We start from the raw sequence: 22,624 nt of genomic DNA, 5'->3' as shown, positions 1-22,624 counted from the left end.
AGCGGGAACCTGAACCCGGGGGGAGAGTACAGCTACACCTTCCAGACCCCGGGGAGCTACTCGATCTACTGCAGGCACCACCCCTATATGACCCTTAGCCTGCAGGTGGGTCCCTGATGCGCCATCCCTATTGAGGCCTCGACCTTAGGGTCTCCAGAATCTCCCTGAGCAACCTGACCTCCTCTGGAGGCTCTGAAGGCAAGGTCTCATCGGCTTTCTTGGCCCGGCGCTTCTGGGCCTCGAGGGGGGCCACCACCAGGAAGTAGACGGCTACCGCGATCACCAGGAAGTTGACCACCGAGTTAACGAAGCTCCCCAGGGCCAAGGGCCCCACCTTCCAAGCGGAAAGGTCAGGCTTACCCCCTAGGACCCCGATAAGGGGGGTAAGGATGTCCTTCACTAAGGACTGCACGACCTGGCCAAAGGCTCCACCGATGATGAAAGCCACCGCCAGGTCCACCACGTTTCCGCGCAGGATAAAATCCCTAAACCCCTTCAGCATAATTGGGTTCACCTCCTTTGAACATGCTGCAGGCACATCCCCATTTAATATAGAAGTGACCCCCGATGGGCTGAAGAGCTCAAAGCGTGGGGTTCAGGAGGTAGGCATGGCTAAGGTTCGCCTCGAGCACATTTGGAAGCGCTTCGGGAAGGTGGTGGCGGTCAGGGACTTTAACCTGGAAACGGAGGACGGGGAGTTCGTGGTCTTCGTGGGCCCCTCGGGCTGCGGCAAGACCACGACGCTCCGGATGATCGCGGGCCTGGAGGAGGTTTCCGAGGGTGGGATCTTCATTGGAGACCGCCTGGTCAACGATGTCCCCCCCAAGGACCGGGATATTGCCATGGTCTTCCAGAACTACGCCCTTTACCCCCATATGAACGTTTACGAGAACATGGCCTTCGGGCTTCGCCTGCGCCGGGTGCCCCGGGAGGAGATCGACCGAAGGGTGAAGGAGGCGGCCCGGATCCTAAAAATAGAGCACCTCTTAAACCGTAAACCCCGGGAGCTCTCGGGCGGCCAGCGTCAGCGGGTGGCCATGGGACGGGCCATCGTCCGCGAGCCCCAGGTCTTTTTGATGGACGAACCCCTGTCCAACCTGGACGCCAAACTCCGGGTAGAGATGCGGGCGGAGATCGCCAAGCTCCAGAGGCGGCTTGGGGTCACCACGATCTACGTGACCCACGACCAGGTGGAGGCCATGACCCTGGGCCACCGGATCGTGGTGATGAAGGACGGGGAGATCCAGCAGGTGGACAACCCTCTTAACCTCTACGACTTCCCCGCCAACCGCTTTGTTGCGGGTTTTATCGGCAGCCCCGCCATGAACTTCCTAAAGGCCCGGGTGGAGATCCAAGGGGATGCTCTTTACCTGGCCCACCCCGCCTTCCGCATCCAGGCAAACGCTGTCTTGGCTGGGCCCTTAAGGGCCTATGCAGGCAAGGAGGTCTGGATGGGGATCCGCCCCGAACATATGGGACTCAAGGGCTTTACGGTCATCCCGGAGGGTGAAAACATCCTCCGAGGCGAGGTGGAGGTGGTGGAGCCCCTGGGTGCCGAGACGGAGATCCATGTCTCCGTGGCCGATATCCTCTTAACCGCCAAGGTGGATGGCCACCCTCCCGTGCGGCCAGGGGAGAAGGTGGAACTTTTGGTGGACGTGGAGCGCCTCCACGCCTTTGACCCAGAAACGGACCGGACCATTGGCCATGCCCTTTCCCGGGAAAGGGTGGCCGCCCGCTAGGCCCAGCGCATAGAATGGGTGCGTGAGCCGCCTTTTCATCCTCGAGAGCACCGTAAAAACCACCCAGACTCCGCCCGCCAGCGCCCACAAGCAGCCCCAAGGCCGGGTGGTCCCCCGGGCCGCCTCGGAGGGGCACCGTAAAGCAAGGTGGGCGGATGCCTTTTTTGCCCTTCGCGGGGAAGAAAGGCAGGCCCTCCAGAAGCACGTTGCCAAGACCCAAGGCCGCCCATGGACTCAAGGAGGACTCCCGTGAAAAAGGCCCTGAACCTCCTCCTCCTTCTGGCCCTTGTGCCCTCCCTTTTCAGCCTCCTACCCAGGCTCGAGGCGGAGCGGCCAGGGCCGGTGGTCCTGGTGATGGACGGGAAGGCCCTCGAGGAGGAGGCCCGCTCCCGCGGGGAGTCTTTCCTCGAGGCCTTCCGGCGGTACCAGGCCCAGGGGGTCGTTGGGGTGAGCCTGTATGAAAGCACCGTACGGGACTGGGTGGACCGGGGCAGCCTCCTGCTCAAGCGGGGCCTTGAGCTTAAGGAGGAGGGCCTGCCCGCCCGGCCCGGCTGGTTCTACCTCAAGGGGGACAAGGGGCTTTTGGACCTCCTCCAAACCGCCTACACCCTGCCCACCCATGCGCTTCCCGGGTACCTGGGCTTTCCCATAGACCCCTCCTTCCTCCCCGCCCTCTACGACCCCAGTCTGGCCCAGGCGCTCAAGACCGCGGGGGCCTATCTGGTCTACCGCCCCTCGAACCATCCCCTGCGGGTCCTCAGGGAAGACCTCATCCCCAAGGAGGCGGACGCGGTGGTCTTCGCGGGCACAGAGGCTTTGGGCTTTCCCCACCGCCTCGAGGAGGCCAAAGCCCTGGTGCGCGTCCCCGTGGCCTGGATCGAAGGCACACCCCAGGAGGGCTTCAACGCCTTTCAAGAGGCCGGGGTGCTCCGGCTTTTCAGCCTGAAGCCGGAGTGGCAGCTCACCCTTAAGCCCAAGGAGGCGGCGGATAAGTTCGTCCTGGCCGCCCGGGAAAGGGGGCATCAACTCCTCTATCTGAGGCCCTACCCGTACCCGGTGGACACCGCCTTGTTCCTAAACCGCCTTAAGGAGGAGCTCGCCGCCTCCCACATTCCCCTGGGGGTGCCCCGGGTCAGGACGTTTACCCCTTCCCCGTTAAGGCACCTGGCCTGGGTGGGGGTTCTATCGGGTCTTAGCCTTCTCGGCCTGGGGCTTTCCGCCTATGGGCCTCTGGTGGCAGGCCTTCTCCTCCTCTTCGCCCTAGGGTATGGGGGCAGCCAGGGGGGGGCGCTCCTGGCCGCCTTGGTCTTCCCCACCTTGGGGTTTTTGGGGCCCAGAAACGGCCTATGGATGTGGCTGAGAAGCCTTGGCTACGCCCTGGCGGGGGTGGTCTTCCTCTCCGCCTTGGGGAGCACCCCGGGGGCCGTCCTGGGCCTTACCCCTTTCAAAGGGGTCTTTCTCACCCTGATTGTCCCACCCCTTTTGGTCCTTTACAGCTTCCTTCCCAAAGACTTCAAGGAAGCCCTGAGCCGGCTTTTCCATCACCCCCTGCGCCTGGGGGAGGTGGGGTTTGGGGTCTTGGGGCTGGCCCTCCTCGCCTTGGCGCTCCTCCGCCGGGGCAACGACGCGCCCATCGTGCCCGACTGGGAGCTTAAGCTCCGGGCCCTTCTCCAAGAGGCCATGGTCCGGCCCCGCTTCAAAGAGGTCTTCGGCCACGCGGTCTTTCTTCTCGCCTTATTCCTCCCCTGGCCGCGGTGGGTTCAAAACGCCCTTCTGGGGGTGGCCGCGGTGGGCATGGCCTCGATCCTGAACACCTTCAGCCACTTTCACACCCCGCTACCCATCTCCTTCTTCCGGGTGATCAACGGGGCGGTGCTTGGGCTGGCCCTGGGGGGAATTGGGGTTATCCTGGGAAGGAGGCTCTTGCGATGGTGGTGGGGGTAGCGGGGTACTACGGGTTTAAAAACGCGGGGGACGAGGCCATTTTGGAAGCCATCCTCCAGGAGCTCAAGGCGCGGGGACTCGAGGCGGTGGTGCTTTCCGGAGACCCTAGGCTCACCCAGGCGCAACACCGGGTCAGGGCCCTCCACCGCCTGAACCCTCTTGCCCTTCTCAAGGCACCCCTCTGGCTCCTGGGCGGGGGCGGGCTTTTACAGGACAAGACCTCCGCCCTTTCCCTGGAATACTACCTAAGCCTTGTCCGGATGGCCCGGTTTTATCGGCGGAGGATCATCGTGTTCAACCAATCCCTAGGCCCCCTTTCCCCCTGGGGAGAGGCCCGGGTCCAGAAGGCGCTTAAGGGCGTCCCGCTCATCCTACGGGACCAGGCCTCGGTGGAGTATGCGCAAAGCCTGGGCCTGTCCGCCACCCTAGGGGCCGATCCCGCCCTCCTCCTCCGCCCACCCCCGGTGCAGAAGGAGAAGGACTGGGTCCTCCTCATCCCCCGCTTCGGCGAGGCCTACCGGGAGGGGGTAAAGACGCTGGAGAAGCTCGCCGTCCGCCTGGCCTACGAGCGGAAGGAGCCCATGGTCCTCCTGATGCAGCCGGGGTTGGACGACCACCTCCTCGAGGACAAGGCGTTCGATACCCTCTTCCGCTACTTCCGGACGGAGAAGACCTCAGACCCCCGCCGGGTCCTCTACCTGGTGGCCCAGGCGGAGTACGTGGTCTCCATGCGGCTCCATGGCCTGGTCCTGGCCGCGGCGGCAGGAACACCCTTTGCTGGGCTTTCCTACGACCCTAAGGTGGCGGGGTTCGCCAAGGACGCGGACGCGTACTACCAGGAGCTGCCGGGGGACGCCTATCACATGGCCATGGCCGTCCTCTCCGGCCGCCCCCCGGACTGGGGCCGGATCGAGGCGATGAAGGAGCGGGCCCGGAAGAGCTTTGACCTGGTCTTGGAGGGCGCGGCGGTGCGGTCTTCCCGATGAGCCTAGGCCGGTCCCTCCACCCGCCTAAGCCGCGCTTTTAGCGTCTGAGCAAAGCTGGCGAGCTCGTCCAAAGCCACTTCCACCTCCTGCTGGAGCAAAAACTCCCCCGGGGAAAGCCGCTTCAAGAGGACGAAGGGGGGCTGGGCAAGGGTCTCCACCCCCTGGCGGACCGTCTCGGGAAGGAGGCCCTCCTCCAAGGCCTCCGCCTCGAGGTCGGAAAGGAGAAAGACCTCACCCATTCGGTGCTTGGCCAAAAGCAAAAGCAAGGAGGCAAAAGCCCCCCGGCCTGCCAGCTCCAAGGCCAGCCGATCCTCCAAGGCCTCCACGCTTTCCAGATCCAGCCGCCCCTCCTTAAGCAGGCGCTCGAGGTCCAAGGCGCTTATAGGAAACCGGGCCTTCAACGCGAGGAGCCGCTTAAGCCCCTCCGGGGTCAGAAGGGGTTCTTCCACCTCCTGCCTCAGGGACTCGGGCGCCAAGGTGGCGGCTAAAGCGCCCTTGGCCCGCCAAGGGGCCAGATCCCCCTCCTCGCCGTGGCGGAGGAGGGCTAAAAGGAGGGTGCGCCGGCCCAGGTGGGCCTGGTAGACCCAAGGCGGCCCCCCTTCGGTAAAAAGAAAGCCTAGCCGGGCCAGGTCCTCCGTGACCGCCGGGGGGGTAGGCCTGGCCCCCTGGGGGAAGAGGACCTCCCTCGGGTAGGGGGTTACCCGGACCACCTTTTTGGGATTCCCCTCGAGGCCCAAACCGGGGCCGGCCGAAGGGGCGGACTCGGACTTCGAGTCCGCTTCCCGGTCGGCTTCCTCTTTAGAAGCCGACCGTGGCCCCTTCTGAGCAGAGGCCTCCAGATGGGAACGCCGGCCTCGGCCCCGGCTCAGGGCCTCGATCCGCACCACCTCCTTCTGAAAGGAGAGGAGGAGGACCTCATTGGGCTGGAGGCGCTTTTTGGTGAAATAGGGCCCCAGGCCCTCCACCACCCCAAGGCCCCAGTTCACCCGGGCCTCGTAGCCTTCCCCCTCCTCGTCCACAAAACGGACTTGCTCCAGACCCGCCAGGTGCTGGCGCAGGGAATAGGTCAAAAACAGGACCCCTTGGTCAAGGCAGCGGCTGGTGAGGACATACTTGGCGTTCATACCCGGTGCACCCCCTTGCCCAGGTCGTGAAGGGGCCTAGGCCTTCCCGCGGTAAGCATATAGTACACCTCGTGGAGCACCTCTAAGGTCAAGAGGGCATCCCCCAGGGCGCGGTGACGGTTTTCTGGCTTGAGCTCAAACACCTCCGCCAGGCTGTCCAGCCCCACCCGCCTTACGCCGGGAAGGGCCCTACGGGCGAGGACCACCGTGTCCACCACAACCCCCTCCCAGGACAGGCCCACCCACTTTAGGGCGGGCTGGAGGAAGGAAAGGTCAAAGGGGGCGTTGTGGAGGACGAGGGTGCTTCCGCGAAGCGCCTCGTGCACCTCCAGCAGGACCTCCTCCAGGGGCGGGGCCTCCTTTAGGTCTTCCCAGGTCAGGCCGGTAAGCCGGGTGATCCAAGGCGGAGGAGGACGGCGGGGCCGGACAAGGCGGCTTAGGGTTCTTCTTCTTCCCCCTTCCAAGGCCACGAGCCCCACCTCGATGATCTCGTCCCCCCCGTCTTCCCGAGGGGAAAGGCCCGTGGTCTCGAGGTCCAAAACCACCACCTTTTCCTCCGAGAGCGGGTAGATCCACTCCCAAAGCCCCACCTCTCCCTCATGCCAGAAACGGCCGTCCAGAAGGGGAAGCAAAACCGGCTCCACCGGCCCCTTTAAGCGGAGGGCCTCCCCCAAGGCCTCGAGGGGCAGGGGCTTTCCTTCCGCCCGAAGGCGGCGCGCCAAGCGGGTCGCCAGGGTATGCCGGATCAAAACGCCTCCCCCAAGGGCGTGCGGAGATAGGCCCTTTCCGTAGCCTCCTCAAACGCCAAGGCGAGGCGCAAAAGCGCCTCGTCCGAAAGGGGGGGGCCCATGAGCTGGACCCCCACGGGAAGACCCCCCTCAAACCCCGCAGGGATGGAAAGGGCAGGAAGGCCTGTAAGGTTGGCGGCCACGGTGTACAGGTCCTGCCGGTACATGGCCAAAGGGTCCTTCATCGCCCCCAAGGGGAAGGCGGGGGTGGGGGTGGTGGGAAGGACCAGGGCCTCTAGATCGGAAAGAAGGGCCAAAGCCTCCCGCTTAAGCCGCGCCCGGAAGGCCTGGGCCCGGGCGTAAAAGGCCTCGTAGTAGCCGGAGGAGAGGACAAAGGTGCCCACCAGGATGCGCCGCTTGGCCTCGAGGCCAAAAAGGGCCCGGGTTTTTTCGGGGCTTCCCCTTCGCACGCCAAAAATCGTCCCGTCGTACCGGGCGAGGTTGGAGCTGGCCTCCGCAGGGGCCAGGATGTAATAGGCGTTCAGGGCCAAGGCCAGGCCCGGCCAGGAGACCTCCTTCACCCTCACCCCCAGCCGGGCCATGCTTTCTAAGAAGGTCTCCAAAGCCCGGTTCACCCCCTCGGTGTTGCCCTCCAAGGCCTCCTTCACCACGCCAATCCGGAAAGGGCCCAGGGGCTCCTCCAGGGCCTTTTGGAACCGGGGAGGGGCGCTTAGGCTCGTGGCGTCCTGGGGGTCCTCCCCCGCCAGGGCATCCATCAGAAGGGCCAGGTCCCGCACGCTTCTGGCCAAAGGGCCCACCTGGTCCAAAGAGCTCGCGTAGGCGATGAGGCCGTAGCGGCTCACCCGGCCGTAGGTGGGCTTCAGCCCGTAGACCCCGCAGTAGGCCGCGGGCTGCCGGATGCTTCCCCCAGTGTCAGAGCCCAGGGCCAAGGGGGCGAGGTCCGCGCTCACCGCCGCCGCACTCCCCCCGCTAGACCCCCCCGGGGTCCGCGAGGGGTCAAAGGGGTTTCGGGCGGGGAAAAAGGCGGAGTGCTCCGTGGAGGAACCCATGGCGAACTCGTCTAGGTTCGTCTTGCCCAGGATCAGGGCCCCCGCCTCCCTTAGCCTCCGCACCGCCGTGGCCTCATAAGGGGCGAGGAAGCCCTCCAGAAGGCGGCTTCCCGCCGTGGTGGGAAGGCCCTTTGTAACCAGGTTGTCCTTGATCGCCACGGGAAGCCCCGCCAAAGGGGCCTCACGGTCCACCTTCTCCGCCTCTTGAAGGAGGTTTTCGTTTAGGGTTAGGAAGGCCCCCAGGTGGGCGTGCCGCCGGGCGCGCTCGAGGTAGGCCTCCGCCACCGCCCTTGGGTGGAGCCGGCCTTCCCTAACCGCCCTCAGGAGCTCGTGGGCAAGCATACTCCCATCCTAAGGACTGAGGAGGTTGTTTTTGTTAAAATATTCACGATTAAAGTTACTTGGGATTTTCCTCCCTGCTAAATTCGATAATGCACCCATACCCAGTCCCGGAAGCCCGTATACGCTTCCTCTCCGCCGCGAAAAAGGTAGGCCACCTCCCCGGGCTCGCGGCGGAACCAGGTGTACTGGCGCCTGGCGTAGGCCTTAACCGCCCGGATGTCCCGGTCCAAGGCCTCCTCCAGGCCATACTCCCCCCGGAGGTACCCCGCCACCTCCTTGTACCCGATGGCCTGAAGGGCAGTGGGAATCTCCCCGTACCGTTCCAAAAGCCCCCTCACCTCCTCTATAAGCCCGCGGGCGAACTGGGCCCTGGCCCTGGCCTCGAGCCTTGGCCAAAGCCAAGGCTTTTCCGGCCATAGGATGAGCTTACGGTAACGGAACCGGGGGGACCTTTTGGGAAACCGGGCCGGGGGAAGACCCGTCCGCCTCAGAACCTCCAGGGCCCGCACCAGCCGCCTGGGGTTTCTGCCCACCCTCTGCGCATCCTCCGGGCTTTGACGGTAAAGCTCCCGCCAAAGGGCCTCAAACCCCTGTTCTTCCAAGGCCCGCCAGAGCCCGGCCTGAAAACCGGGATCCGGTGGGGGAAGGGCGTGCAGCCCCTCGGAAAGGGCCCGGATATAGTACCCCGTCCCGCCCACCACCAAGGGAAGCCGACCCCTTTGCAGAACCTGCGCGATGGCCTCCTCCGCCAGGTTCAAAAACCGGGCCACGCTCATGGCCTCGGTGGGTTCCAGCACATCCACGAGATGGTGGGGCACCCGGGCCCTTTCCGCTGGGGTCGGCTTGTCCGTTCCGATATCCAGCCCGCGGTAGACCATTGTGGCGTCCGCGGAGATGACCTCGAGGGGTACCTCCTCGGCGAGCCGCAGGGCCAAGGCCGTTTTACCGCTGCCTGTGGGGCCGGCCAGAACGGGGATCTCCACCTCGTTTATTATGTAGGCATGCTGGAGCCCTTGGACCGACTGGAAACCCTGAGAAAACTCCGCGAGCTGCAAAAGCGGCTTGCTGAGCTCACCTATCGGCTTACCGGGGAGGAGGTCGCCGCCTGGACCCCGGCGGTAGACCTTTTAGAGGAGGAGGATGGTTACCTCCTCCTGGTGGACGTGCCTGGAGTCAGGCCCGAGGATTTAGAACTGCTCGAGGAAGGCTCGGTCTTGACCCTGGCCGGGGTACGCCACCCCCTGCCGGGCACCTACCTGCAAGAGGAGCGCCCTTACGGGGTCTTTCGCCGTACCCTCCACCTTCCCGGCCCTGTCGAGGAAGGATCGGCCAAGGCCACGTTGCGAAACGGCGTCCTAGAGATTCGCCTCAAAAAGGCGCCGGCCAAGGCCCTGCCCCTGTAGCGCCCGGCGGCCGCCACCCCCTGTAAAGGATAGCCCTCCCCCGCCCGGGGGGAAGGCGTTAGGCGGGAGGCCAGGCTTAACGCCCCTTGCGGTAGGAGTCGCCAAAGCGCCGCTGGAACCGCTCCACCCGCCCTTCCGTGTCCACGAACCGCTGCTGGCCCGTATAGAAGGGGTGGCAGTTGGAGCAGACCTCCACGTGGATCTCCGGCTTGACCGAGTAGGTGTGGATGACGTTTCCACACCCGCAGATGATGCGGGCGGGTACGAGCTTCGGGTGGATGCCTTCTTTCATTCTTCCTCCTGGGCACGGTCTTGGCCGTGCACGCCGGACCTCACTATACCAGAAGCCAGGCGAAAGGTCCAGGGGAGGAGTTCGGCCAGGGGTCGCGTCTCCACCCCCTGGGGGCCCAAAGCCACCACCTCGGCCCCAGGCAGGGCAAACTCGGCCAAAACCTGGCGGCAGGCCCCGCAAGGGGGGATGGGGCCTTGGGGGCTATAGAGGTAGACCCGGTTGATGGCCCGCTCCCCTGCGGCCACCATCGCCGCCACGGCGCTTCGCTCCGCGCAGAGGGAGAGGGGAAAGCTGGCGTTTTCCACGTTCACCCCGGCATAGACCCGGCCCGAGCTCGAGACCACCAAAGCCGCCACCGGGAAGCGGGAGTACGGGGCGTAGGCCCTTTCCGCCAGGGTCTTTAACCTTCGGCGCGCCTTCTCAAGCGTCACGGCTCTCCTCCTTAAGCCGCTCCACCCGGACCCGCTCCACCCGCCTCTGGTCCGCCCGTTCCACAACGAAGCGGAGGCCATCCCAGACGATGCTCTCGCCCACGGTGGGAATCCGGCCGAACTCCGCGTAGAGGAAGCCGGAAAGGGTGTCGTACTCGCCTTCCGGAAACTCCACCCCCAAGGCCTCCCCCGCCTCGTCTATGGGCAGCTGGGCTTGGACGGAGAAACTCCCGTCCGGTAGGCGCCGGACCGGGGCCTCCTCGTCCTCGTCCGTCTCGTCGTAGATCTCCCCTACGATCTCCTCGATCACGTCCTCCAAGGTGACAAGCCCCGCCGTCCCCCCGAACTCGTCCACCACGATGGCCATGTGGACCTTCCTGCGGCGAAGCTCCCGCAAAAGGTCCCAAGCGTCCATATTCTCGGGTACGAAGTAGGGGGGGTGGGCAATGGAGGCCACCCTGCGCGCCTTGAGGTCCCCCTCGCAGTAGAAGTCCAAAAGGTCGCGGGCGTAGGCGATGCCCACGATGTGATCCACGTTTTCCTGGTAAACGGGAACCCGGCTGTAGCCGTGCTCCCGGACCAGGTTCAGGAAATCCTCCAACGTGGCGGAAGCCTCTATGGCCACCATCTCCACCCGGGGGATCATCAGGTCCTTCACCGGGGTCGCCTCGAGCTCGAGGATAGAGTGGATCATCTCCTCCTCATCCTCCTCAATCGCCCCGCTGGCCTCCGCGCCGGCCAGGATGAGCCTTAGCTCCTCCTCCGAGACCAAGGGCGTGTTCCTGGGCTCGAGGCCGAGAAGCCGGAGGATCGAACTCGAGACCCAGCTGAAGAACCGGCCCAAGGGATAAAAGAGCACGCTCAGGCCGTAGATGGGCCAGGCGGCCAGCCGGGCGACGGCCTCCGCGTGGTGGACGGCCACAGACTTGGGGGTGATCTCCCCGAAGAAGAGGATGAGGAAGGTCATGGCCCCGGTGGCGTATCCCACCCCAGCCGAGCCGAAGGCCTCCGTGGCCAGCTCGGTAACCAAAGCGGTGGCGGCGATGTTCACGAGGTTGTTCCCCACCAAAACCGTGGTCAGAAACCGGGTGATGTCCTTGGCCAGGAGGTCAAAGGGCCTTCCCTTGGCCTCCGCAAGCTCCCGGACCTTCCAGGGGTAAAGGGTGGTGAAGGCCGTCTCAGAGGCCGAGAAAAAGGCGGAAAGAAGGAGGAAGCCCGTGAGCAGGGCCCCCTCCTGGACCGAAATCCCCTGGGCAAAAACCGGCTGCGAAAGGAAAAGGAGAAGGGGCCAACGACTTGGCGGTCTGTCCATATAGCCAAACCCAATTATAGCACAAAGAAGCGTGGGCTTGGTCACATTTTTTATTTTCGTGCAATATATAGTTCACTTGTATGAATCGCCCTCCCCCCGAACTGGTGGAAACCCTGAACCAGCTGGGGTACCGGCTGATGCGCCTCCTTTTCCAGGAGGCGAAGGAAGCCTTCGCTCGGCTGGGGTTTACCCCTTTGCAGGCGGAGGTCTTAAGACGGCTTTCCGAAGGGAACCCCTCTCCCACCCAGCTGGCTGAGGAAATGGAGATGAGCCCCTCCCAGGCGAGCAGCCTCCTTTCCCACCTCGAGGACCGGGGGCTTTTGGAGCGCGCCCTCGACCCAGGGGACCGAAGGAGGGTCCTCCTCCGTCTCACGGAGGAGGGAAGAAAGCAGGTAGAAGCCCTAAAGTCCATCTGGCACGAAACCTTCGCCCGCCACCTGAGCCGGCTTGGTTCCAGGGAGCTCTTGGCCTTTAAGGAGATCCTGGAAAAGCTCACGAGGGAGGCGGCATGAAACGCTTTCTCATCCCCTTCCTCTCCCTAGCCCTGGCTCAGGAGCTAGGGGGGCTCCTCCCCCTCCTCTCCCACCCCGTGCGGCTCCAGGCTTTGGCCCAGGTGGAGGCCGCCCGGGCCCAGTACCTGGCCCAGGCCTCTCCCATCGCCCTCCAGGCCCAAGGGGGGTACGGGCTTTTGGGATACGAATGCGCCTCCGAAAGCCCGTGCGACCCACTCCCCAAGACCACCTCCTCCCTCAGCCTAAGCCTCGCCCTCACCCCTTTCCCGTTCGGAGAGACGGAGGAGGCCCTGAGAAAGGCCCGGCTGACCCTAAGGCGGGCCGAGCTGGGGTATGCCCGGGCCGTCTTGGCCCTTCTCACCCAGGCCTACCAGGCCAAGGGCCAGCTGGAGGAGGCCGGGCTGGGCCTAAGGCTGGCGGAGGCCGGACTGGGCCTGGCCCAGGAGGGTCTCATGGCGGTGAAACGGCGGTATGAAGCCGGCGGAGCAGCCAGCAAAGAGGTGCGCGAGGCCGAGGCCCGGCTCCGGGAGGCCCAGGAGGCCAGAACCAAGGCCGAGGAAGAAGCCTTCCTGGCCCAGCTCTTTGCCCAGGGCCTCACCGACCCCAGCCAGCCCCTCCCCGACCTCCCCCTCCCCGAGAAGGGGACCCCGCTTAGGGTTCAGGAGGCCGAGCTGGCCCTCGAGGAGGCCCAGGTGCTTTACGAGAGCACCTTCCGCACCCTCCTGCCCATCCTCCAGGCCCAGTTCCTCCTCTACCCTTCGGAAAAGGACCAGGTGGCCCTCGGCCTCACCAGCCGCACCCTCCAGCCCACCCTTTCCTACACCCGCCAGGACCCGGGGCGGACCAACCCTATCCCCGGGGCGCGGGTCAGCCGGGAGGTGCGGCTCGGGCTTTCCCTCACCCTCTCCCCAGGGCTTTTAGAGGGGCTAAAAGCCGCACAAACCCAGGTCAAGGCGGCAGAGGAGGCGCTCGAGGCCGCCCGGCTCCAGGCCCGGGTGGAGGAAGAAGGCCTCTGGCAGGCCCTGGCCCAGAGACAGCGGAGGTTGGAGCTTGCGGCCCGGGAGGTCTCAGACAAGGCCAAGGCCCTGGAGGAAACCCAGGCCCGGGCCCGGCTGGGCCTGGAAAGCCCCCTGACGGTAAAGGAGGCAGGGGTGAGCCTGTTGCAGGCAGAGCTTCGGAAGAAGCAGGCGGAAAACGCCCTGAAAAGAGCGGTTCTGGACCTTTACAGCTTCTACGGCCGGGTGCCCTTTAAGGCCCTGGCCCTCCCGGGAGGTGAACGATGAAACCCAGTCTGGCCCTGACCCTCCTCCTTTCCTTGGCCCTGGCCCAGGGCCTGAGCCTGGAAGAGGCCCTTAAGAAGGCCCCTTCCCTGAACCCCGTCCAGGCGGCCCTTTTGGAAGAGGAAAACAAGAAAAAGGAGCTGGAGAGGACGCTGGCTGACCCACTGAAAACGGCCCTAAGCGAGCTCCAGGCCCGACAGGCCTACGCCCTGGCCCAGGCCAAAAGGGCGCGGGCCCTGAGGCAGGCGGAAAGCAGCCTAGTCAGCGCCTACACCGGGGTTCTGGAGGCAGAGCTCCAGCTCAGAATCGCCCAGAAGGCCCTACTTCTAAGCCAGAAGGCGGAAAGAGCGGCGGAGATCCGGGTGAAGGGGGGCGGGGCCTCCCCCCTGGACCTGGAAAAGGCCCGGAAAGACCGCCTCGAGGCGGAAAAGAACCTCCGCCTGGCGGAAGCGGGGCTTTGGGCGGCCAGGCGGAACCTGAAAAGCCTCACCGGAAGCGAGGAGGCCCTCCCCCTAGGCCCCCTCCCCGCCCCCCCAGGGGAGGTGGAGGGGCTTCTGGCCCAAAACCCCGACCTCCTCCAGCTTCGGCAAGGCCTCGAGCTGCTGGACTTCCAGCTGGGCCTTCTGGATGAAAGCTTCGCCCCAAGGCGGGAGATGGAAAACCTGAAGGACCAGAGGGAAAGCCTGGCCAAGACGCTCGCCGAGGCGGAGCGGGGGCTTAGGATCGCCCTGGAAGGGGGTCTGGAACGCCTTAAGGCCCTCTACCAGGGGATCGAAGCGGCGGAGGCCGCCTACAAAGCCGCCCAAGCCCAGCTCGAGGCCGATCAGAAGCGGTTCAGAGCCGGCCTCCTGAGCGAGATCGGCCTCCAGGGAACCGAGCTGGCCGCGCTGCAGGCGGAGCTCGGCCTCCTCCAGGCCAAAACGGGCTACCTCAAGGCCTATTACGAGCTTCTAGCGAGGTGAGGATGAGAAAAGCCCTCTTGCTTCTCCTCCTCGTCCCGGCCTGTGCCCCCAAGCCCCAAAAGGCGGCTGTCCCGCCCCAGCCGGTCCCGCCCTTGTTCGTCCGCACCCTCCAGGCCCAAGAGGGGGTCTTGGAGCGGGAAAGCCGCCTCCAGGCCCGCCTCGAGCCCGAGCGGGAAAGCCGGGTGGCCGCCGGGGCCTCGGGCCGGGTGGTCTTGGCCAAAACCCCCGGAAGCCGGGTCCGGCCGGGGGAGGCGGTGGTGGTTCTGGATGAAAAGCCCTTCCAGGATGCCCTAAAAGCCGCTCGGCTCGCTTTGGCCCAGGCCCAGGCCAACCTGGAGAAGGCAGAGCGCCAAAGCCAGGAAAGCCGGCCCGCCCTGGAGGCCCAGCTGGCCTCGGCCCGCAGCAACCTGGAAACCCTCCGGCGGCGGTACGAGGAGGCCAAGGCCCTCTACGAGGCGGGGGCGGTGGCCCGTCTGGACCTCTGGGCGCTCCAGGCCCAGCTCCAGCAGGCGGAGGCCTCGTATCAAAACGCCCTGGAGGCCCTCTCCCGCCTGGACCGGGGAGAGGATCTCAAGCTTTTGCGCATCCAGGTGGAACAAGCCCGGCTCCAGGTGGCGCAGGCGGAGCGGGCCCTCAAGGAAGCCCGCATCCGGGCCCCCTTCGCCGGGGAAGTGGTGGAGGTCTACGTCCGCCAGGGCGAGTTCGCCGCGGCCGGCCAGCCCGCCTTCCGCCTGGCCAGCCTGGACCTTCTGGCCAAAGCCTACCTCCCCCCGGAGGAGGCGGAATCCCTCGAGCAGGGCCGGTTTGTCCTTAGGCAGAACGGAAAGGAGGTGGAGGGGCGGTTGGTGCGCAAGGGCGACCTCCCCCTTCAAAACCGGCTCGTGGAGGTGACCCTAAGGCCCCTTAAGCCCCTTCTCCCGGGCCCTGCGGAACTGGCCTACCGCCTGGCCCTGGCCCGGGGCATCCTCCTTCCCAGCGGGGCGGTTAGGGTCCGGGAGGGGGAGGCTTTCGTCTTCGTGGTGAAAGACGGCCGCGCCCTCAAGCGCCGGGTACGGATCCTGGCCGAGGCCGGGGAGCGCCTAGCCGTCTCTGGGGAGCTCAACCCCGGTGAACGGGTGGTCTACCCGGTTCCGGAAAGCCTTCAGGAGGGGGATAAGGTGGAGGTCTTATGAGAAACCCACTGGTTGGGTTTTTCCTCCGCCGGTACGTCTTCGCCACGGCCATCTTCGTGGGCATGGTCCTGGTGGGCCTCCTCCTGGGTAGCCGCCTGGGGGTGGAGCTCCTGCCCCGGTTCTCCTTCCCCGCGGTGGGGGTGAGCGTGGCCTACCCGGGCGCGGGCCCGGAAGAGGTGGCCGAGAAGGTGGCCAAGCCCTTGGAAGATGCCCTTTCCACCCTGACCGGGGTGGAGACTCTGGGTTCCACCAGCACCGAGGGGTTCGCCCTCGTCTTCATCCAGTTCAAGCAGGAAGTGAACGTGGACCAGGCGGTGGTGGAGGTGAGCCAGAAGGTGGCGGCCGCCCGGGGGGCGCTGCCCAAGGACGCCTCAGCCCCCGTGGTCCAGAAGTTCGATCCCACCCAGACCCCCATCCTCAGCCTCTTCCTCGAGGCCCCGGGGGAGGACCTGGTCCGGCTCGGCCGTTACGCCCGGGAGGTGCTCAAGCCCAGGCTCCAGCTGGTTTCCGGGGTGGCCGAGATCCGGCTGAGCGGGGCCCCCGAGGAGGTCATCCGGGTGGAGCTGGACCCGGCCCGGCTCTCTCTGTACGGCCTGAGCCCCGCCCAGGTGGTCCAGGCCATCGCGGCGAGCGCCCTCAACCTTCCCCTGGGCAGCCTGGAACAAGGGGACCGGAGGCTCACCTACACCCTGCGGAACACCCCGAAAACGCCGGAGGAGGTGGCCGAGATCCGGGTGGGCCCGGTGCGGGTGGGGGATCTGGGCCGGGTCTACCTGGCCAAGGAGGCCCCCAAAAGCCTCGCCCGGCTGAACGGAAGGCCCGGGGTTTTGCTCTCCATTCTGAAAACTCCGGAGTCCAACGCGGTCAGCGTAGCCCGGGGGGTGAAGGGGGTTCTTAAGGAGATCCGCCTTCCCCAGGGGTATCGGGTCCAGGTGGCCTCGGACACGACCCGGTTCATCGAGGGCGCGGTCCAGGACACCTTCCGGGAGATGGTCCTCGCCGCCTTAGCGGTCAGCCTGGTGGTTCTGCTCTTCTTGGGCCAGCTCAACTCCGTGTTCTCCGTCCTTCTGGCCATTCCCATCACCCTTTCCGGGGCGCTCATCCTCTTCGGGCTGTTGGGCTTCACCTTCAACCTCATCAGCCTCCTGGCCCTCACGGTGGCGGTGGGAATCGTGGTGGACGACTCCATCGTGGTGGCGGAAAACATAGACCGGCTGAGGAAGGAGGGCCGTCCGCCTTTCGAGGCGGTTCTAGAAGGGGCAGGCCAGGTGAGCATAGCGGTGGCGGCGGCCACCCTCTCCCTTCTGGCCGTCTTTTTACCCATCAGTTTTCTGCCTGGGATCGTGGGGCAGATCTTCCGGCAGTTCGGCCTGGTCCTGGCGGCGGCCATCGCGGTGAGCTGGCTCGAGGCCTTCCTATTCCTCACCGTCCGCCTGGCCTACTTTCCCGACCCCGAACCCCCCAGCCTAAAGGAGGCCGTCCGCGCCCTTGCGCTTTTCCCCTCGGACCTCCGGTACGCCTACACCCGGGGGTTTAGAACGCCCTGGGGCCTCCTTCTCGGACTGGCCTTCCTGGGGCTGGCTTTGGCCAAGGGACCGGGGTTCTTGCTCCTTCTCCCCCTTTATCCCTTGGCCCTAGGGCTTTTCCGCTATGTGGGCCGGCTCGTCCTCGACCTGGCCGGAGGCCTGGCGGGGGCCCTCTTCCACCGCACGGAAGCAGGCCTGAGAGCCCTCACCCAGGGGTACGTGCACCTGCTTAGGGCCACCTTGGACCGGCCCCTCTGGGTGCTCGGCCTGGCCCTGGCGGCCTTCTTGAGCATCCTCCCCATCGCCCCCAGGATCCCCTTCAACTTCACCCCCCGTTCGGACACGGGGGTGATGACCGCCACCTTACTCCTGCCCAAGGACATCGCCTTGGAGGAGAGCGACCGGATCGCGCGCAGGCTGGAGGGGTACTTCCTGGCCCAGTCCGGCGTGGACCGGGTGGTCACCACCTTGGGGGCGAGGACCGTGGGCGGGACCGAGGTGACCGACCCCTCCCGGGCCCAGTTCACCCTGGTGCTCAAGCCTAAACGGGAACGGGAGGAGATCCTCACCCTGGCGGAGCGGTTTAACCGGGAGGGCCAGGCCCTTCTCACAGAGGTGCCGGGGGCCGAGCTCAGGGTCCAGGCCCAGACCGGTCCCCAAAGCGAGGACGCCGACCTCCAGCTTATTCTTACCGCACCCAGCCAGACCATCCTGGAGCAAAAGGCGCGGGAGGCCGTGCGGCTCATCGCGGAAAGGCCCTATATTAGGGACGTACGCTCCAGCCTCGAGGACCGGACCCGGGAGCTGGTCTTCCTGCCAGAACCGGATAAGCTCCAAGGAACAGGCCTCACCCCCTCCGACCTGGCCCAAACCCTCCGGACCTACCTTTCGGGCACCGAGGCGGCCATAGCCAGGAAAGAGGGGGAGGAGTACCCCATCCAGGTACGGCTAGACCCCTTGGCCCTTAGGCCGGAGGACCTCCCCCTTTTGCCGGTCCAGACCCCCCTTCTGGGCCCCTTGCCCTTGAGGAGCCTGGGCCGGTTTGAGGAGCGCCTGGCCCCCACCAGCGTGGCCCGGAGGAACCAGGCCTACAGCGCGGGGATCAACCTCACCCTGACCCGGGAGGCCCCGGGCACCCTCCAGGTCCAACGGGAGATCGAGGCCCTCCTAAAGGAAAAGGGGGTGGTGGGAAAGGGGGTGGAGCTCGCCTCGGCCGGAACCTCGAGTCTCACCAAAGACCTCATCGCCCTAGCCCCCCAGGCCTTTGGACTGGCTTTGGTCCTCAACTACCTGGTCATTGCCAGCCAGTTCAACAGCTGGCTTTACCCCCTTTACCTCCTCCTCCCGGTCCCCCTGGCCCTGGTGGGGGCCTTCTGGCTCACCTACCTTTTGGGCACGGGGCTGGACGTGATCAGCGTCCTGGGGGTGGTGATGCTCATCGGCCTGGTGACGAAAAACGCCATTTTGCTCCTGGACTTCGCCGTGCAAAAGCGGCAAGAGCTCCCCTTGAAAGAGGCGCTTCTGGAAGCGGCCAGGCTCCGGCTCAGGCCCATTCTGATGACCACCCTTACCGTGCTCATCATCAGCCTGCCCCTTCTTCTTGGCCTTGGGGAAGGCGCGGAGTACCGCAGGCCCCTGGGGGTGATCATCCTGGGTGGGCTTTTAAGCTCCACCCTCCTCACCCTTTTCGTGCTGCCCGCCGCCTTCTACACCTTTGAAAGGAGGAGGGCGTGAAGACCCAGAGGCTTCTGGCCCTGATCCTGGGGGGCGCCTTGGCCTTAGGAGCCGTGGTGACCGGGCTTGGGCTCTACTTTTTGAGACCCCTTTCCGCCGAACCCCTGGCGGTGGAAGCCCTGAAAGGGGGTATAGAGCGGCCCTACGGGTATCTTCTCACCCCCAAGGCCCCCCAGGCCCTGCTCGCCCTCTACCCCGGGGCCCGGGTGGACCCCAGGGCCTACGCCCCCCTTCTGGCCCCCCTGGTGGAAGAGGGGTATGCGGTGGCCCTGCTTAAGGTTCCCGCCGGGATCGCCCTTTTGGGCAAGGAGCGGGGCCTCGAGGCGGCCCGGGACTTCCCCGGCCTCCCCTTGGTCCTCGGGGGGCACAGCCTCGGGGGCGTGGTGGCGGCCGAGGTGGCGGCCCGGGAAGGACTCCCCCTCTTCCTCTTTGCCAGCTACCCCGAGACAGACCTCTCTGGCCTTTCCCTCCCCACCCTAGCCCTTTACGGCACGGAGGACGGCCTCCTCCCCCCTGAAAAGGCCAAGGCTCTGGCCCGCCGTCTGCCCAAAGGCGCCCGGGTGGTCTTCATCCCAGGTCTGAACCATGCGGGCTTCGGGGCCTATGGGATCCAAAAAGGTGACCACAAAGCCCAAAGGCCCCGGGAGGTGTTGTGGAACGAGATCCGGGAGGAGGTGCGGCTTTTTCTGGAGAGTCTGGGCCTAAACACCCCTCCCACCCCAGGCCAAGGAGATTCCTTGAAGCGGAAGCGCGTTGTGTTATAGTGGGAAAAGCCAGGGTGGGCGCCCCTGCCCCGGTGTGAGAAACTCCCCCCAAAACCCAGTTCATCCCCCTACCCCTTGGGGGGCAGAAAGGAGTATGGTATGCGGGACACCTTTAAGAGCCTCAAAAGCCTCTCCACAAAAAGCGGCATCTACCACTACTACGACCTCCTCGAGCTGGAACGGCAGGGCCTGGCCGAGGTCAGCAAGCTTCCTTTCTCCATCCGGGTGATGCTGGAAAGCCTTCTCAGAAACGAGGACGGCTACCTGGTAACCCGGGAGGATGTGGAGCAACTGGCCCGCTGGCAACCCGACCCAAAGGAGGTGGACGTCCCCCTAAAGCTGGCCCGGGTCATCCTGCAGGACTTCACCGGGGTGCCCGCGGTGGTGGACCTGGCCGCGATGCGGGACGCCATCAAGGAACTGGGCGGGGACCCGGAGCGGATCAACCCCTTGGTCCCGGCGGACCTGGTTATCGACCACTCCGTCCAGGTGGACTACTTTGGCACCGCCTACGCCTTCTTCCTGAACGTGGAGAAGGAGTACGAGCGCAACCGCGAGCGATACCTCCTCCTCAAGTGGGCGCAGAAGGCCCTTAAGGACTTCCAGGTGGTGCCTCCGGGAACCGGGATCGTTCACCAGGTCAACCTCGAGTACCTGGCCAGGGTGGTCATGACCGAGAAGCGAGACGGCCTAACCCTGGCCTTCCCGGACAGCCTGGTGGGTACGGACAGCCACACCACCATGGTGAACGGCCTCGGTGTTCTGGGCTGGGGCGTGGGGGGGATTGAGGCCGAGGCGGTGATGCTGGGCCAGCCCTACTACATGCTCGCCCCCAGGGTGGTGGGCTTCAAGCTCTACGGGAACCTCCCCGAGGGGGCCACGGCCACGGACCTGGTCCTCACCGTGACGGAGATGTTGCGTAAGCACGGGGTGGTGGGCAAGTTCGTGGAGTTTTACGGCCCCGGGGCGAAGAAGCTTTCCGTGGCCGACCGAGCCACCATCGCCAACATGGCCCCTGAGTACGGGGCCACCATGGGCTTCTTCCCCGTGGACGAGGAGACGCTCGCCTACCTCCGGCTCACCGGAAGGCCCGAGGAGCTGGTGGAGCTGGTGGAGGCCTACACCAAGGCGGTGGGCCTCTTCTACGACGGAAAAGACGACCGGGTCTACTCGGAGCACCTCGAGCTGGACCTCTCCACCGTGGAGCCCTCCCTGGCCGGGCCAAAGCGGCCGCAGGACCGGGTGCCCCTGAGGGAGGTCAAGAGGAGCTTCCTCGCTCACCTGAGCAAGCCGGTGAAGGAGCGGGGGTTTGGTCTACCTGAAGAGGCCCTGGGGAAAAGGGTGCTGGTCAAGCGGCAAAACGAGGAGTTTGAACTCACCCACGGCTCCGTGGTCATCGCCGCCATCACCAGCTGCACCAACACCTCCAACCCCAGCGTGATGCTCGGGGCAGGCCTTCTGGCCAAGAAGGCGGTGGAGGCAGGGCTTTTCACCAAACCCTGGGTCAAGACCAGCCTTGCCCCCGGCTCCAAGGTGGTCACGGACTACCTGGAGGTAAGCGGCCTTCTGCCCTTCCTCGAGGCTTTGCGCTTCCACCTGGTGGGCTATGGGTGCACCACCTGCATCGGGAACTCCGGACCCCTCCCCGAGGACATCGCCAAGGCGGTGGAGGAAGGCGATTTGGTGGTGGCGGCGGTCCTTTCCGGGAACCGCAACTTTGAGGGCCGGGTGAACCCTCACGTGCGGGCCAACTACCTGGCCAGCCCCATGCTGGTCGTGGCCTATGCCCTGGCGGGCCGCATGGACATCGACTTCGCCACCGAGCCCCTGGGCTTCGACCCCAACGGTAGGCCCGTCTACCTCCGGGATATCTGGCCCTCCATGGAGGAGATCCAAGAAGCTATCCGTAAAACCCTGGACCCCGATCTCTTCAAGAAAGAGTACAGCAGGGTGTTCGAAGGGGACGAGCGCTGGCAGGCCCTCCCCGCCCCTACAGGAACCTTGTACCACTGGGACCCCGAGAGCACCTACATCCAGAAGCCTCCCTTCTTTGAAGACCTGGACAAGCCCCGCAGGATTGAAAGCATCCGCGGAGCCCGGGTCCTCCTCGTCCTGGGGGACAGCGTGACCACCGACCACATCTCCCCTGCCGGAGCCATCCCGGTGAAAAGCCCCGCGGGCCAGTACCTCCTTTCCAAGGGGGTGAGGCCCGAGGAGTTCAACTCCTATGGCTCCCGCCGGGGCAACCACGAGGTGATGATGCGGGGCACCTTCGCCAACATCCGCATCAAGAACCTGATGCTAGACGGGGTGGAGGGGGGCTACGCCAAAAAGCTCCCCGAGGGGGACGTAGACTTCGTCTACAACGTGGCCATGCGCTATAAGGCCGAAGGGACGCCCCTTTTGGTCATCGCCGGGAAGGAGTACGGGACCGGGAGCAGCCGCGACTGGGCCGCGAAGGGCACCTACCTCCTCGGGGTCAAGGCGGTCTTGGCGGAAAGCTTTGAGCGCATCCACCGCTCTAACCTGGTGGGCATGGGGGTCCTGCCCCTGGAGTTCAGGCCTGGGGAGAACCGGGAAAGCCTGGGCCTTACGGGCTACGAGGTCTTCGAGATCCTGGGCCTCGAGGACCTCTATCCCAAGAAGGAGGTGGAGGTGGTGGCCAGGCAGGAGGACGGGCGCGAGATTCGCTTTAAAGCCGTCGCCCGGCTGGACACCCCGGTGGAGGTGGACTACTACAAGAACGGGGGCATCCTTCAGACGGTCCTCAAGAGGATGCTGGAGGAGGCCCGCAAGGCCTAGACCCCGTCTTCCCCCGCCCTAGGGCGGGGGTTTTTTATCCGGTCCACACTGTGGGATTGCCCCTTGCTTTCCCTTCGCCGCGTGGATAGATTAGGACTCCTAAGGAGGTAAGGATGAAACTGTGGCGGACGATCCTCGCGCTGATCTTCGGTGGCCTCCTGGGTTCCTTCTGGCTTGGGCTGGCCCAAGGCTTCTCCTACCCCAAGGGCTTCCGGACATGGACCCATGTCAAGAGCATGGTCATCGAACCCGGCCACCCCTTGTACGAGGCCTTCGGGGGCCTGCACCACCTCTACGCCAACGCCCGGGCGATGGAAGGCTACCGGCGTGACCCCCCCCGTTTCCCAGATGGGAGCGTGATCGCCTTTGACCTCCTGGAGGTGAAAAAAGGGCAAAACACCCTGGAGGAGGGGAGCCGGAAGCTCACCGGATTCATGGTCAAGGACCGGGCCCGCTACGCCAAGACGGGGGGCTGGGGGTATTTTGCCTTTGGCCCCG

20 protein-coding genes are annotated in these 22,624 nt (G+C 65.4%); 12 read left to right on the top strand and 8 right to left on the bottom strand.

Going from position 1 to position 22,624, the window contains the following annotated elements; genetic code table 11:
• Positions 1 to 127: 127 nt before the first annotated feature.
• Positions 128 to 502 (bottom strand): large conductance mechanosensitive channel protein MscL, encoded by a 375-nt coding sequence (mscL, locus tag C4301_RS05470; protein WP_352414098.1) that lies wholly within the window; start codon positions 500 to 502, stop codon positions 128 to 130.
• A gap of 106 nt (positions 503 to 608) precedes the next feature.
• Here mscL and C4301_RS05465 point away from each other — a divergent pair, with 106 nt between their 5' ends.
• The 3 genes from C4301_RS05465 to csaB all read left to right on the top strand — a co-directional run bounded on the left by C4301_RS05465 (position 609) and on the right by csaB (position 4,672).
• The gene (locus tag C4301_RS05465) at positions 609 to 1,742 is read left to right on the top strand and encodes an ABC transporter ATP-binding protein (RefSeq protein WP_352414097.1); all 1,134 of its coding nucleotides are present in this window, start codon (positions 609 to 611) and stop codon (positions 1,740 to 1,742) included.
• A 249-nt stretch (positions 1,743 to 1,991) separates the two neighbouring features.
• Positions 1,992 to 3,686 (top strand): DUF5693 family protein, encoded by a 1,695-nt coding sequence (locus C4301_RS05460; RefSeq protein ID WP_352414096.1) that lies wholly within the window; start codon positions 1,992 to 1,994, stop codon positions 3,684 to 3,686.
• Positions 3,671 to 4,672, top strand: coding sequence for a polysaccharide pyruvyl transferase CsaB (csaB, locus tag C4301_RS05455; protein WP_352414095.1), 1,002 nt, complete (start codon positions 3,671 to 3,673; stop codon positions 4,670 to 4,672). The genes C4301_RS05460 and csaB overlap by 16 nt, the downstream gene beginning before the upstream one ends.
• 2 nt (positions 4,673 to 4,674) lie before the next feature.
• On the opposite strand, the gene C4301_RS05450 is transcribed toward csaB, so the two are convergent.
• From C4301_RS05450 to miaA, 4 genes are all read right to left on the bottom strand, one after another.
• Positions 4,675 to 5,796 carry a hypothetical protein gene (locus C4301_RS05450; RefSeq protein WP_352414094.1) on the bottom strand — a complete coding sequence of 374 codons (1,122 nt, stop codon included), beginning with the start codon at positions 5,794 to 5,796 and terminating at the stop codon, positions 4,675 to 4,677.
• Positions 5,793 to 6,518, bottom strand: coding sequence for a 3'-5' exonuclease (locus tag C4301_RS05445; protein ID WP_352414093.1), 726 nt, complete (start codon positions 6,516 to 6,518; stop codon positions 5,793 to 5,795). Before C4301_RS05445 ends, C4301_RS05450 begins: the two co-directional genes overlap by 4 nt.
• A 23-nt stretch (positions 6,519 to 6,541) precedes the next feature.
• The gene (gatA, locus tag C4301_RS05440) at positions 6,542 to 7,936 is read right to left on the bottom strand and encodes an Asp-tRNA(Asn)/Glu-tRNA(Gln) amidotransferase subunit GatA (RefSeq protein ID WP_352414092.1); all 1,395 of its coding nucleotides are present in this window, start codon (positions 7,934 to 7,936) and stop codon (positions 6,542 to 6,544) included.
• Between the two features lie 77 nt (positions 7,937 to 8,013).
• Complete coding sequence (gene miaA / locus C4301_RS05435; protein ID WP_352414091.1) at positions 8,014 to 8,919, bottom strand: tRNA (adenosine(37)-N6)-dimethylallyltransferase MiaA; 906 nt, start codon at positions 8,917 to 8,919, stop codon at positions 8,014 to 8,016.
• Between the two features lie 18 nt (positions 8,920 to 8,937).
• On the opposite strand from miaA, the gene C4301_RS05430 reads away from it, so the two are divergent.
• Positions 8,938 to 9,339 carry an Hsp20/alpha crystallin family protein gene (locus C4301_RS05430; protein ID WP_352414090.1) on the top strand — a complete coding sequence of 134 codons (402 nt, stop codon included), beginning with the start codon at positions 8,938 to 8,940 and terminating at the stop codon, positions 9,337 to 9,339.
• A 76-nt stretch (positions 9,340 to 9,415) separates the two neighbouring features.
• Here C4301_RS05430 and rpmE read toward each other — a convergent pair whose 3' ends face one another.
• Genes rpmE through C4301_RS05415 form a run of 3 tightly spaced genes read right to left on the bottom strand, consistent with a single transcriptional unit; the run spans position 9,416 to position 11,374 of the window.
• A complete protein-coding gene (gene rpmE / locus C4301_RS05425) occupies positions 9,416 to 9,631 on the bottom strand; it encodes a 50S ribosomal protein L31 (protein ID WP_352414089.1) in 216 nt (71 codons plus the stop codon).
• Complete coding sequence (gene cdd, locus C4301_RS05420) at positions 9,628 to 10,062, bottom strand: cytidine deaminase (protein ID WP_352414088.1); 435 nt, start codon at positions 10,060 to 10,062, stop codon at positions 9,628 to 9,630. Before cdd ends, rpmE begins: the two co-directional genes overlap by 4 nt.
• Positions 10,052 to 11,374, bottom strand: coding sequence for a hemolysin family protein (locus tag C4301_RS05415; RefSeq protein ID WP_352414087.1), 1,323 nt, complete (start codon positions 11,372 to 11,374; stop codon positions 10,052 to 10,054). Before C4301_RS05415 ends, cdd begins: the two co-directional genes overlap by 11 nt.
• 80 nt (positions 11,375 to 11,454) lie before the next feature.
• Here C4301_RS05415 and C4301_RS05410 point away from each other — a divergent pair, with 80 nt between their 5' ends.
• The 8 genes from C4301_RS05410 to C4301_RS05375 form a co-directional block, all read left to right on the top strand.
• Positions 11,455 to 11,886 carry a MarR family winged helix-turn-helix transcriptional regulator gene (locus C4301_RS05410; RefSeq protein WP_352414086.1) on the top strand — a complete coding sequence of 144 codons (432 nt, stop codon included), beginning with the start codon at positions 11,455 to 11,457 and terminating at the stop codon, positions 11,884 to 11,886.
• Positions 11,883 to 13,169 carry a TolC family protein gene (locus C4301_RS05405; protein WP_352414085.1) on the top strand — a complete coding sequence of 429 codons (1,287 nt, stop codon included), beginning with the start codon at positions 11,883 to 11,885 and terminating at the stop codon, positions 13,167 to 13,169. Before C4301_RS05410 ends, C4301_RS05405 begins: the two co-directional genes overlap by 4 nt.
• Complete coding sequence (locus C4301_RS05400) at positions 13,166 to 14,128, top strand: TolC family protein (protein WP_352414084.1); 963 nt, start codon at positions 13,166 to 13,168, stop codon at positions 14,126 to 14,128. The genes C4301_RS05405 and C4301_RS05400 overlap by 4 nt, the downstream gene beginning before the upstream one ends.
• Before the next feature lie 2 nt (positions 14,129 to 14,130).
• The gene (locus C4301_RS05395) at positions 14,131 to 15,300 is read left to right on the top strand and encodes an efflux RND transporter periplasmic adaptor subunit (protein ID WP_352414083.1); all 1,170 of its coding nucleotides are present in this window, start codon (positions 14,131 to 14,133) and stop codon (positions 15,298 to 15,300) included.
• Positions 15,297 to 18,560 carry an efflux RND transporter permease subunit gene (locus tag C4301_RS05390; RefSeq protein WP_352414082.1) on the top strand — a complete coding sequence of 1,088 codons (3,264 nt, stop codon included), beginning with the start codon at positions 15,297 to 15,299 and terminating at the stop codon, positions 18,558 to 18,560. The genes C4301_RS05395 and C4301_RS05390 overlap by 4 nt, the downstream gene beginning before the upstream one ends.
• Positions 18,557 to 19,324 (top strand): alpha/beta hydrolase, encoded by a 768-nt coding sequence (locus tag C4301_RS05385; RefSeq protein WP_352414081.1) that lies wholly within the window; start codon positions 18,557 to 18,559, stop codon positions 19,322 to 19,324. Before C4301_RS05390 ends, C4301_RS05385 begins: the two co-directional genes overlap by 4 nt.
• Before the next feature lie 99 nt (positions 19,325 to 19,423).
• Entirely contained in the window at positions 19,424 to 22,126 is a 2,703-nt protein-coding gene (gene acnA / locus C4301_RS05380; protein ID WP_352414080.1) for an aconitate hydratase AcnA, read from the top strand.
• A 113-nt stretch (positions 22,127 to 22,239) separates the two neighbouring features.
• Positions 22,240 to 22,624 (top strand): cytochrome P460 family protein (locus C4301_RS05375; RefSeq protein WP_352414079.1); only part of this gene is annotated, 385 nt, incomplete at its 3' end.

The organism is Thermus sp. (assembly GCF_040290245.1).
In the GTDB taxonomy this organism is placed as follows: domain Bacteria; phylum Deinococcota; class Deinococci; order Deinococcales; family Thermaceae; genus Thermus_A.
This window is presented reverse-complemented; position numbering and strand designations above follow the sequence as displayed.